At 63.4% G+C, this 10,856-nt stretch carries 12 protein-coding genes and 1 pseudogene; 4 read left to right on the top strand and 9 right to left on the bottom strand.

The window, feature by feature from the left end; all coding sequences use genetic code 11:
* The first annotated feature begins 100 nt into the window (after nt 1-100).
* The 4 genes and pseudogenes from GGD90_RS18155 (at nt 101) to GGD90_RS17895 (ending at nt 2,312) form a co-directional block, all read left to right on the top strand.
* A complete protein-coding gene (locus GGD90_RS18155) occupies nt 101-1,039 on the top strand; it encodes a hypothetical protein (RefSeq protein ID WP_153118001.1) in 939 nt (312 codons plus the stop codon).
* A 12-nt stretch (nt 1,040-1,051) separates the two neighbouring features.
* Nucleotides 1,052-1,528, top strand: a complete 477-nt coding sequence (locus GGD90_RS17420) for a DUF4376 domain-containing protein (RefSeq protein WP_184415285.1) — start codon at nt 1,052-1,054, stop codon at nt 1,526-1,528.
* 153 nt (nt 1,529-1,681) lie between these two features.
* A pseudogene (locus GGD90_RS18430) lies at nt 1,682-1,939 on the top strand (hypothetical protein); the annotation flags it as partial.
* A gap of 61 nt (nt 1,940-2,000) precedes the next feature.
* Nucleotides 2,001-2,312 (top strand): bestrophin family protein, encoded by a 312-nt coding sequence (locus tag GGD90_RS17895; RefSeq protein ID WP_221227829.1) that lies wholly within the window; start codon nt 2,001-2,003, stop codon nt 2,310-2,312.
* Between the two features lie 26 nt (nt 2,313-2,338).
* Here GGD90_RS17895 and GGD90_RS17410 read toward each other — a convergent pair whose 3' ends face one another.
* The 9 genes from GGD90_RS17410 to GGD90_RS17370 form a co-directional block, all read right to left on the bottom strand.
* Nucleotides 2,339-2,725 (bottom strand): hypothetical protein, encoded by a 387-nt coding sequence (locus tag GGD90_RS17410; protein ID WP_153118003.1) that lies wholly within the window; start codon nt 2,723-2,725, stop codon nt 2,339-2,341.
* A gap of 64 nt (nt 2,726-2,789) precedes the next feature.
* A complete protein-coding gene (locus tag GGD90_RS17405; protein ID WP_153118005.1) occupies nt 2,790-3,470 on the bottom strand; it encodes a PEP-CTERM sorting domain-containing protein in 681 nt (226 codons plus the stop codon).
* A gap of 24 nt (nt 3,471-3,494) precedes the next feature.
* Entirely contained in the window at nt 3,495-5,453 is a 1,959-nt protein-coding gene (locus GGD90_RS17400) for an alkaline phosphatase (protein WP_153118007.1), read from the bottom strand.
* Nucleotides 5,454-5,506: 53 nt separating this feature from the next.
* Nucleotides 5,507-6,121: a hypothetical protein gene (locus GGD90_RS17395; RefSeq protein WP_153118009.1), complete on the bottom strand. Its 615-nt coding sequence runs from the start codon at nt 6,119-6,121 to the stop codon at nt 5,507-5,509.
* A gap of 173 nt (nt 6,122-6,294) precedes the next feature.
* Nucleotides 6,295-6,675: a VanZ family protein gene (locus GGD90_RS17390; protein WP_153118011.1), complete on the bottom strand. Its 381-nt coding sequence runs from the start codon at nt 6,673-6,675 to the stop codon at nt 6,295-6,297.
* Nucleotides 6,665-8,062, bottom strand: coding sequence for an undecaprenyl-phosphate glucose phosphotransferase (locus tag GGD90_RS17385; protein ID WP_184415283.1), 1,398 nt, complete (start codon nt 8,060-8,062; stop codon nt 6,665-6,667). The genes GGD90_RS17390 and GGD90_RS17385 overlap by 11 nt, the downstream gene beginning before the upstream one ends.
* A 204-nt stretch (nt 8,063-8,266) precedes the next feature.
* A complete protein-coding gene (locus tag GGD90_RS17380) occupies nt 8,267-8,803 on the bottom strand; it encodes an FxDxF family PEP-CTERM protein (RefSeq protein WP_153118013.1) in 537 nt (178 codons plus the stop codon).
* Nucleotides 8,804-8,910: 107 nt separating this feature from the next.
* Nucleotides 8,911-10,149 (bottom strand): TIGR03790 family protein, encoded by a 1,239-nt coding sequence (locus GGD90_RS17375; protein ID WP_221227827.1) that lies wholly within the window; start codon nt 10,147-10,149, stop codon nt 8,911-8,913.
* Nucleotides 10,146-10,736 carry an AAA family ATPase gene (locus GGD90_RS17370; RefSeq protein WP_153118015.1) on the bottom strand — a complete coding sequence of 197 codons (591 nt, stop codon included), beginning with the start codon at nt 10,734-10,736 and terminating at the stop codon, nt 10,146-10,148. The genes GGD90_RS17375 and GGD90_RS17370 overlap by 4 nt, the downstream gene beginning before the upstream one ends.
* Between the last annotated feature and the right edge of the window lie 120 nt (nt 10,737-10,856).

The raw sequence follows: 10,856 nt of genomic DNA, 5'->3' as shown, positions 1-10,856 counted from the left end.
ACGCCTGCCGCCTATGCCGAATCACTCATCCGGAAATCGGCTACATTAGCCTCGGACTCTAAAGCTCGCTGCTACTGAAAACGGGGGGACGTCGACGCCGTTGCCTGATCCGCCATCGCCGATCGATACACCAGAGCAATTCAATGAAAAGGCGTTCTTTTTTTTCGCGGCGCTGGCGCAGTTTGGCGCCGAGGCGAGCGCTTTGGCGGCTTCGATCGACTTCGATTCGACTGATATCCAGCGGCAGGTGGCAGTACGCTTTGCTGCTACGGGGTCCGGCGACGCTATTGTCGGTGTACTGGCACCGGCAATTACGGCCTATACAACAGGTTTGCGTGTAACGACGATTCCTGCGGCGGCAAATAGCGGCGGCGTTGCTACGCTCGATGTCGGCGCCGGCGCGAAGAAGATCTATAAGCGGGCATCTCCCGCGGCGGTTGCGATCTCTGCCGGCGATTACAACGGCTCTGGCCCATTTTCCTTCGAGTACGTGTCGTCGTTGGATGGCGGCGCCGGCGGGTGGATTTTGCTGGACCCTATTGATTCTGTGCCGCCGGGAAAAATTGAGTTTTACGCCAGGGCGACCGCCCCAGTGGGGCGCCTGAAGGCCAATGGAGCTGCCGTGTCCAGGGCGGTGTACTCATCGTTGGATGCCGCGATATATGTTGGCGACGCCCTCAACGCTACCTCGTTGAGCGGCTACCGCTGCACAGATCCTGCCAATCCATCAACCAGCCGGTCTGTCACGGGGGCCTACATCGTGCTGCCTGATATTCGCGGCGAACACTTGCGCGGATGGGATGACGGGCGTGGCGTTGACGCTGGCCGCATGCTCTTGAGCTGGCAAGACAGCGAGAACAAAAGTCATGCGCACCAGCAAACGACGAACGCCTATGACTATGGTTCTGGCAACGACGGCACGTACACGTCCGGCAACTCGCGCGGCGGCAGCTACGCATCCGGCAACTACACCTTGTCCGCAGGCGGAACGGAAACTCGCGTTCGCACCGTCGCTTTTCTTGCTTGCATCACCTACTAGGGCTGGATCATCATGGAAAAAATTGTTTCGCAACTCGATGGAGACGGTTTCTTTGTCGGGGCGGCGATTGCAGATGAAAGCCCGCTGGAGCCGGGGAAATTCCTACTCCCTGGGGGGTGCATCGATGTTTCGCCACCCGACGTGCCGCCGGGAAAGGCGGCACGATGGAATGGTGAAGGATTTGTGCTCAGTGACATCATCAGCCAGGCAACCGATGATGCGTCAGTGCTCGATCCTCGCGCTGTAGCAAAAACAGCGCGCGCTGAGGCGGTCGCTGCCATCACCGTCGCTGTTGCTGACAAAGTATTTGATGGCGACGAGGTTGCCCAAGGGCGTATGGCGCGCGCGATTCTCGGGATGCGGATTGGAGGTGCCGCATCGATCCGATGGACACTGGCGGATAACACGTCTGTCGACGTGTCGCTTAATGAGCTGGAGCAAGCGCTCGTGCTCGCAGGCGCGCGGCAGGCGGAACTGTGGCCGATCTGATACCAGCGATGTTCCGCGACGCGCTTTGAGTGTAGTTACAAGGCGTGCAATTCGTTTGTATCTACTGATACATTGCAGGCCTGCTAAATATCTCAAAGAACCGCGTCAAATTTCGCGCGCCGCTTCATCATCCATGCGCGTTCGCTGGCACGCATGACCATCAGCCATGTCCAGCCCGGCGAAAGCGCGCAACAGGCAGTGCGCGTGCGGCGGCTGATCGCCTTCACGCATGCGCTGCGCCATTCGCTGCGCGGCACGCGGGATGATGACAGCGCGCGCTTTCTGCCGGCAGACGAGGCCAGGATCGTCGCTGCTGCCGCCAATCCGCCCGACCGCATCCTGCAGCTGCTCAGCGCCGATCTCGCCGATGCCGCCGCGCGCGGGCATGTGGCGCCGATGATCAGCGCCAGTATCGAGGACGAGCTCACCGCGCTGGCCGGCGTGCAGGCCGGCTGCGAACGGCTGCGAACGGCTGCACGGAACGCCGCTGCCCTTCTCCTACACGCTGCTGCTGCACCGCACGGCGCACCTCTACTGCCTGCTGCTGCCTTTCGGACTGGTCGACACCATCGGTTTTTCGACACCGCTGGTGGTCGGGCTGATCTCGTACACCTTCTTCGGCCTCGACACCATCGGCGACGAAATCGAGGACCCTTTTGCGCTGCTGCCGAACAGCCTGCCGCTCGACGCGATCAGCCGGCGCATCGAGATCGACCTGCGCGACGCACTTGGCGAAACCGATCTGCCCGAAATGCTGCAGCCGGTCGATTACTGCCTGCTGTAGCCCCGGCAAGCGCGTGCAGCAAGGCCTCAGCGGTCTTCGGGCGGCAGGCCGCCGTCACGCAGTTCCGGGCGAGGATTGGCAAGGGGAGCGCTTTCTCCTGACACAGCCTCGGCTGTCTCGGCGACGACCTCGGCCGCCGCAAGGTCCGTGCTGCCTGCACCGACGCCATTCGCCACCGCCGGGCGGCGCAGCGGCGCGGCCTTGCCAGTCACCGGCTGGCTGTGGGCAGACGGCGATGTACCGGCAGCATCATCGGCGTCGGCCGGTGCGACGTCGGTATACAGCACGACACCCTCAGCGTCGACCGAGACGAACAGCTTTACACCGCCGATCTGCCTGGGACTGCCCGCCAGGCAGGGCTGCACCAGCAAAGGCAGGAAGATGGCGAGACAGAGGCCGCGGAGCAATTTCAATCTGAGCACCATGAAAATGGCCGGCAGTCTGCAGGACTGCCGGCCATGTCGATCTGGACTGCGATCAGAAGCGACGACGACGGCTCATTGCACCGAGCAGGAGCAGACCGCTGCCGAGCAGCGCCCAGCTGCCCGGCTCGGGAACGGCAGCGACGGCCGTTAGCGACAGGTTGTCGTAATTCACGCCGGCCGGCAGGAAGATCGAGCTGACGTTGGCGAACGTTCCCGTGCTCTTCAACTCCAGGCCAGGATTACCGAACTGTGTGAAGAAGACCTGGCTGCCGGCGATCTCGTGCCCGCTGGCGTCGAGGAAGCTGAAGTAGCTGCCGTCGGTCTGCTCATTGCCGAAGCCAGACTTGTCCTGAAAGACCGAGAAGGCGGTGATCGTCACCGGCGAAGCGAAGCTCAGCAGGATATGTTGACCATCGTTGCTGAGCACGTTGCCGCCGGAAACCGCGAATTCGCTGGCGATCACCTTCACCTCGCCGTAGGTAGCGGTGGCGTCGACCCAGTGGAAAGTTCCGGTCTCGGAACCATACTCGTCGAGGTCGTCTTCCCGGTCGGGACTGACGAAGCGCAGCGCCGATCCCCTGGGCGCGAGGACCGAGTTGGCGTTACTGCCAGCAGCGACGTCGTCGAAGCTGAGGGTCGCGCTGATCACGGTTCCGGCGTGCGCGGCGACGCTGCTTGCCGCCAGCGCCGCGGCCAGAACGGCGCTACGCAGGCTGAACAGATTCTTGTTCATGTTGAGTTTCCTTTTCCGTCGCAATTACTTGGCGCCGCCGATGGCGATCTGGCCAAGCTTGAAGAAGACATCGGTGTTGTCAAAGACGCCGGTAAACAGCGAGGCGCCGCGACCGTAGGCCGACAGCGGAATGTCGGTCGCCGTGTGCACCGCCTGCTCGCCCGAAACCTGACCGCTGATCAGGAAACCGTCGCCGGTACGCGCCGCGGCGTTGGCCGGATAGGTATTCAGCGGCGCATCCTTGTAGAACGGCTGCTGCGAGTCCTGCGCCGGTTGCGGGAAGGTCTTCCAGGTTTCGTAGCGGTCGGCGTTGGCACCGTAGCCGATCAGCATCTTGCCGGCGACGTCGGTGTTCTCGGGATAGCCGTCGGCGTTGATCGTATACTTCGGAAACTTGGCGGCTTCGTAGGTGGCAACGTTGTTCTTCGCCGCGCCGCTGCCGGTGTAGGCACCGATGATCGACGCGCCGGCGCATTCGTGGTCGGCGGTGACGATGACGATGGTGTCAGGGTTGGCGGTGGCGAAGTCGCGGGCCTTCTGGATCGCACGGTCGAATTCGATCGTTTCGAGAATCCAGCGGTCGCTGTCCATCAGGTGCGCCTGCTTGTCGATCGACGCGCCCTCGACCATCAGCACGAAGCCGTTGGCGTTGTTCTTGTTCAGCACCTTCAAGGCCTTGTCGGTCATCTCGTCGAGCATCGGCTGGTCGGGGAAGCCATAATCATTGACCACCGTCGACACGCCGCGGCGCGCGTTGATCTTGTCGAGCGCGACGTTCATGTTGGAGAAGGTGAACAGGCCGAGCAGCTTGTCGGGAACGCCGGCGGCGTCGAGCGCAGTCTTGTCCGGGGCGTAGGCATAGCCGGCGGCCTGGAAGTCGGCGATCAGGTCGCGGTTGCTGTCGAGCTTGCCCTTGGCGGCGCCCCAGCCGGCGACGAGATCGTCGGGCAGCACGTAGTCGGTTGAGGTCTTGCGTTGCGAGCCGTTGATCGCCTGCGGGCTGGTCGAATTCGAGGCATTCGGCAGGAACCACTTGCGGCCACCGCCCATGAGTACGGTCAGGCCGGTCAGCTTGCGGTCGTCGAGGAACTGGTCGACGATGCCGGTACCGTTGCCGCGGTTCGAGGTATGCACGGCATTGGCAGCGGGCGTTGCGTCGAAGACATCGGCGGTGGTGACGATGCCGAGCGTGGTGCCCTTCTTGCGGTGCAGGTATTCGGACAGGTACTCGACGCGCGGGTTGTCGAAAGCGTCGGTGGTGTCGTCAGGATAGACGCCTTCCTGGTTGTTCTGCGCCTTGTTGCCGGTAACGTAGTTGGCCATGCCCGGTGCCGAGTCGGTGACGATCGAGTCGAGCGAGGCGGTCATCACCATGCCGGTGTAAGGGAAGGTATCCATCGCCAGACGGCCCTGCGCCTTGCCCTGCGCGTAGCCCTTGGCCATGATGCGCGCCGCCGTGCGGTGCGCGGCGCCCATGCCGTCGCCGAGCATGATGATCACGTTCTTGGCCGTACGACCGTTGTTGGCAACGATACCGACAACTTCGAAGTTGCCTTCGCGGCTCACTACCTGGCCGTCGCTCTGCGTCGCCGTGACGGCCAGCGTATGCACGCCGGGAGCCGAGTTGGCGTAGCCGCGCAGATAGGCGGACACCGCGTTCGGCACCGAACTCGTCAGCGAGCTTGCCGGCACCAGGCTCTTATTGCCGGCAACACCGCTGCCGCTGATGACGCCGACGCTGACACCGTCAACCTTGAACTCGACGGTAGTGATCATCGTCCCGGCGTCGGGCTTGACCGTCGCCTGCAGGTCGAAACGCTGGCCGGGCAGGAAGCGCGCCAGCGTGACGGCGTCGGCCGACAGCGTGTTCGACGGCGGCGTCAGCCGGCTGATGGTCGGCGCAGCTTCGGCGACGCTGGCGACGGTGCCAAGCGCACAGATCAGCGCCGGCAGGAGCTTGCGGACAAAGATGGGCTGCTGCATGGAGTTTCTCCTGAAGAGGAAGTGAGTCGTTGAAAGCGGAAGGAAAGTGCGAACTAGTGAGCAGCAGCGCGAACAATCGGCTTGGCGCGCAGGATGCGTCTGGAGAGCTGCGGATCAAGGATCAGGCGCACCGACGAAACACGACCATCGCCCTCGTCAAGGGCGCCGACTTCGAGCGTGCCGGTGAGCTGGATCAGCCCGTCGACCCAGGGAATGTTCTGCTTGCCAACGCCCTGCAGATGCACGGTGACGGCGGTCGGCGGCAAGTCGTCGGAAAGGCTTTCGTCCTCGTCGCCAAGCGAAACCGGCAGGGGCGAGAAGAGGAAATGGCCGGCCCCCTGAGTTTCATCGCGCACCATGTAGCCCACCAGGCGCACTGGCTTGCCGTTCAGCCCCAGCAGTTTTTCAGATGGCTCGAGACCGTGCGGGCCGATCGGCATGCGGAAGAACTCACCGAACTTGATGCTGGCGACGCCGGCTTTCGGCGGCGGCAACTCACCGCGCACCTCGATGGCTGCAAGCCGGTGCGGCACGACGCTGGCGCCATGCGCGTGGCTCGTCGCCGGCAGCAGCGCAGTGAAGAGCGCGAACAACAGGGCGCTGCCGGTGAGCGATTTGAGACAGGAGCCGCCCGTTTGCGGCACGGGCGTGGTTTTGACGAAGCGCATCGATTTCCTCACTGGCAATGGAACGACCCATGCCCGTCAGCTTAGAAAACGCTCGTGTCAAAAAGATGAAAACCCTGCCGCCCCGCTGGCCCGATCGGGCCATTGCATTCGCCGGCGGATGTTGGCGGAGAGACGTCAGTGCCCCTGCCTGGCTCGGGCACCCGGCTACCGGCCTAGCGCCACTTTTCGCGGAAGAACCAGAGCGCCAGCGCCGCCAGCGCGGCACCGGCGAGGTCGGCGGCAAGATCGTCCCAACCGGCCTGGCGTCCGGGATGAAAGAGCTGCAAACCCTCGTCGGCGATGCCGACCGACAGGGCCAGCGCCGTCGCCAGCCACGGACGTCCACCGCCGAAGCCGGCGGCGAGCAGTCCGCCGAGGACGGCGAAAGTCGCCAGGTGCGCGAGTTTGTCCCAGGGTTCATTGACCAGACCGACCGCAACCGGCGTCGCACCAATGCCAAGCAGGCCGATGACAAGCACACCGGCGGCGGCAAAGCACAAGCCAGCGAAGAGCGCGCGCAGACGTGGCGATGCAATCAGGGTGTCAATATGCATGCCGGTCACGGAAGACGACGCCGACGGTTTTCAGGATGATCGACAGATCCAGGCCAAGCGACCAGTTGCGCAGGTAGTCGAGGTCGTACTCGATACGCTTCTGCATCTTTTCGACGGTGTCGGTTTCACCGCGAAAGCCGTTGACCTGCGCCCAGCCCGTAATTCCGGGCTTGACCTTGTGCCGGATCATGTAGCCCTTGACCAGCTTGCGGTAGAGCTCGTTGTGCGCGACGGCGTGCGGGCGCGGGCCGACGATGCTCATGCGCCCCTGCAGCACATTGAAGAACTGCGGCAGTTCGTCGAGCGAGGTCTTGCGCAGGAAGGCACCGAGCCGGGTCACGCGCTGGTCGCCACGCCTTGCCTGAACGATATGGTCGCCGTCTTCGCACACCGTCATCGAGCGGAACTTGTAGACCAGGATTTCCTTGCCCTCGGCGCCGTAGCGACGCTGCTTGAACAACACCGGCCCCGGCGAACTGCGCTTGACGCCGATGGCGATCGCCAGCAGCAAGGGCGAAATCAGCAGCAGGATGAGTAGTGACAACACGATGTCACTGGCGCGCTTGATCACGCCGTCGATGCCGACGAAAGGCGTTTCGCAGACGGCAACTGCCGGAATGCCCTTGATGTTGAGCAGGCGTCCCTGGATCAGGTCGGTGACAAACAGGTCGGGAACAAAGTAGATCGACGCCGTCGTATCGCGCAGTTCGTCGAGCAGATCGAGGATGCGCGGCTGCGTAGCCATCGGCAGCGTGATGTAGATGAGGTCAATCCGGTTCTCCTTGACGAAGGCCGCCATCTCGCTGAGTTTTCCGAGGGCGGTCGTTCCCGTCGCCAGAGGCCCGAGACGTTCCCGGTCGCGGTCATCGAAAAAGCCGACGAGCCGGATGCCGAGAAAAGGGTCATCGCGAAACTGCCGCGCCAGACCGATCCCCTGCTCGGTGGTGCCGGCAATGACTGCGGTGCGCTGGTTGGACTGCATCGCCAGCACGCGCGGCACCAGCGCGCGCGCGACGAGATGCGCCGCCGCCAGCGCGAACGGCGTCGCAAGCAGCCAGGCGATGACGACGCTTTGCGGAAATATCTTCAGGTAGCCGGTGGCGTAACCAAAAAAAACCAGAATCGTGCCGAGAGCCAGCCAGGAGAGGAATACGTCGCGAATCAGCTTGCCGGGCGCGTCCTGGACGCGCGAAATACCCGGAAAAGTCAGGGAAAAGACGATCAATGCCAGAACGATGTAGGGCGCCTCGACGCTCGCATCGTGGGCCAGCACGCACGCCAGCAAGGTGGCGATGATGACCAGCGGATCGAGCACGACATCGAGCAGAGAAGCCAGACTGAGCCGTGTCTTGAGCAGGCGCTGCTGACGATCGAGTACAGCGAGCATGACAGATCAATCGGTGGATTCAGGAACGATTCACCATACACGGCCAATATGGCTGAATGATTACGGCAAAACGCCGGATCAGCGAAGGCCAATGACAGCGGCGCAAAAGGCAATAAAAACCCCGCACAAGCGGGGTGGATGGGGAGCGCACAGGTATTTGTTGACTCCGGCGGCAGCTGAGCGCCCCCCGTGTCCGTACAAGGATCAGGACGGCTGCCCGAGCCTGCGCCGGCGCGGGGCGACGCCAAGCATGCCCAGACCGCCGAGCAGCAGCAGGTAGGAGTCAAGCTCGGGAACCGGGGCGGCCTGCAGTTGCGCAGCATAAAAACCGCCGCGACCGGCAACGCCGCTGACCGAAAGAGAATAATTGCCGGCACCGAGCAAGCCGGTGTAGTCCAGACTCTGCACGGTGCTGCCAAACTGGGCGAAATTGAAGCTCTGGCTGAAACCGGCAGGACCACTCAGAACCCCCGCAAAACTGCTCAACAGCTGATTGGGCTTCGTCGCCAGCCGCGAAATGAAAGCGCCGAAATCGCTTTGGCTGCTCAGTGAAAAGTTGAAGACATCGTTGAACGAACCGGTCGCAAAAGCGATGCTGCCGACCCAGCCACCGTCTTCACCCGCCGTCAGGGCCGTCAGATCGCCGACCTCATAGGTCGCTGCCGCGGCCGAACCGGCGGTCGCGAGAAAAGCAGCGGACATCAAACCAATCATATAGTTACGCATCGTCATCACCCTCATGTGGACAGAACGTCCATTACCAGACTCGCCCGCACTATTGCCGCTTCCCGCCGCTTCGGCAATGGCCCGATCGGGCTAGAACAGACAGCGGCAGACTACCCATCAGTCTATGGCCAGAGCATTTTTACGTAACCCGAGGCCTCGCGCGGCAAGGAAAAAACCAGGCGATTCGCCCCGCGCTGCAGCGCCAGCGTAAGTGGCAGGGGCTTGAACGGCCCCATCGGTGAGGCCGCGAATGCCAGCCGCACCCTCCCGGCCGTCGCCGAGTACAGGCGTACTTCGTATTCACCCGGCGCAGTTTCGCGCCAGGACGGCGCAAACGGACGCGCCAGCGGTTCGCCGATGAAGACGCCCTCGCCCGGCCATGCGACGCTTTTCCAGTAGGCCTCGATCGCCGTGCTGCCGCCGGCGTAAAACAGCATCGCCAGCGCTGGCAGCGGGAACTTCTCGAGGTGGTTGCACGGTTCGCTCACCGTGCCGTAGCTGGCCGTTGCCCCGGCTTCGAGCCAGCGCAGGCTGCTCATCTGGCTCGAGTCGCTCAGGCGGCCGCCAAACGAGGTGAGATGATCCGCCAGCGCCCCGGGCTGGAACTGCAGCGTGTCGAGCTGCGGCACCTGTGCCACGCCGGTGAAGTAGAACAGCACGTCGTTTCGCTCCGCCAGTGCGTTGGCGTGCAGCACCTCGACCGGAAAGACCCCGGCCAAGGCCTGCGCGGTACGCGCGAAGCCCGCCGCACGCACGTTGCGCGCGCTGTCGGCCGTACTCAGCAGATACGCCGTTCCGGTCGGAAAACTGCCATCGGCGGCGACGCCGCGGTCGATCAGCGCCTTGACCTGCGCAAAGTCCTGACCGGCCAGCAGCATCGCCGGGCGCATGTGCAGCTCTGTTGCCGGATAGAGCGTTGGCGAATTGAAATACGGGCTCGCCGCGGTTTTGCCGCACTGCCGCGAACAGAAGCGCTCATCGAAGCCGAAGGCCAGCGCCGCCGTCAGCGACATGCAGCCCACCTGATAGGGCTGTGTCCACGCCACCGCATAGGCCTGGATATGTGGCGGCGTCGCCGCTTCGATCTCGCGGCGCAGGCGCATGAATTCGTCCGGGGATAGCGCACTCCGACCCGGCGCGAAATGCAGACGAACGACGTTCCGCTCAGGGATATTGCGCGCCTTCTGGTAATACGCGGCCACCTGTCGCGACAGGGAATCGTCCTCATTGACGATCAGCATCAGCTCATCGGGCGACAGTCCGCTGTGCGGCAGGAGCAGCTGCGGCGATGCCGACGCCGGCGCCGGCAGCAGGCAGCTGCAGAGTGAAGCCGCCAGCAGGACAAGGCGCAGAAGACTCACTGGCGCTCTGCTGAACCGGACAGCTTCCCGGCACGCCGGCTGACCCTGGGGGTGACTCCAGCGCAGGCCTCGCCCATTTCCGGGCCTGTCTGCGGCTCGCCTGAGTGCGGCCGGGCGGCGAAAACCCGGAATCCATCGACTCCCGACAGCACCCACCAGATTTCGTCGAAGCCCTCGCTGAAAGCGAGCGGCTCAAGTTTCCCTGCCGTCGCGAAGATCGCCTTGTCGGGCACGCGCGCCCTGCCACTACGCGCCGCATTGCGCAGGCGCGCAAGCTCGGTATCAATGCGGAACTCGACGCCGACGACGCGGAATCCGGCGCGTCGGCAAGGCTCGATATAGCGTGCCCGGTCCGCCGCTGTCGGGTTGGTGGCATCGACCACCAGCGCCTGCCGGGCATCAAGGCAGGCGCTCAGAAGCAGCCCTTCGCGATGACGCGTGCGCAACATGTCGTAGTTGATACGGATGTGGCTGTCCCAGTAATACTCACGGCAAAAGCTCCTTTTCCCGGCTCCCTGCACGCCGCAGAGGATGACCGCCTCCGGACGGGATGGCCGCTGTTGTTCTGTTTCAAGCACCGAAGACATGTCGCCTGCCTCACCAGATCCGCAATGAACTGTGCCGGAAACCACAGTCGGTACCGGCAGAATTCCTGCGAGATTGCCAGTCGCTGATGAAGCTCTTGTTACGCAAGAAGCGCGATTGCC

Source organism: Rhodocyclus tenuis (assembly GCF_014197755.1).
GTDB lineage: Bacteria > Pseudomonadota > Gammaproteobacteria > Burkholderiales > Rhodocyclaceae > Rhodocyclus > Rhodocyclus tenuis.
This window is presented reverse-complemented; position numbering and strand designations above follow the sequence as displayed.

Bases quoted from the DNA above. Each gene is read 5' to 3' on its own strand.
- GGD90_RS17400 (WP_153118007.1), bottom strand. From the start codon at position 5,453: ATGCAGCAGCCCATCTTTGTCCGCAAGCTCCTGCCGGCGCTGATCTGT.
- GGD90_RS17385 (WP_184415283.1), bottom strand. From the start codon at position 8,062: ATGCTCGCTGTACTCGATCGTCAGCAGCGCCTGCTCAAGACACGGCTC.
- GGD90_RS17395 (WP_153118009.1), bottom strand. From the start codon at position 6,121: ATGCGCTTCGTCAAAACCACGCCCGTGCCGCAAACGGGCGGCTCCTGT.
- GGD90_RS17370 (WP_153118015.1), bottom strand. From the start codon at position 10,736: ATGTCTTCGGTGCTTGAAACAGAACAACAGCGGCCATCCCGTCCGGAG.
- GGD90_RS17420 (WP_184415285.1), top strand. From the start codon at position 1,052: ATGGAAAAAATTGTTTCGCAACTCGATGGAGACGGTTTCTTTGTCGGG.
- GGD90_RS17380 (WP_153118013.1), bottom strand. From the start codon at position 8,803: ATGAGGGTGATGACGATGCGTAACTATATGATTGGTTTGATGTCCGCT.
- GGD90_RS17405 (WP_153118005.1), bottom strand. From the start codon at position 3,470: ATGAACAAGAATCTGTTCAGCCTGCGTAGCGCCGTTCTGGCCGCGGCG.
- GGD90_RS17390 (WP_153118011.1), bottom strand. From the start codon at position 6,675: ATGCATATTGACACCCTGATTGCATCGCCACGTCTGCGCGCGCTCTTC.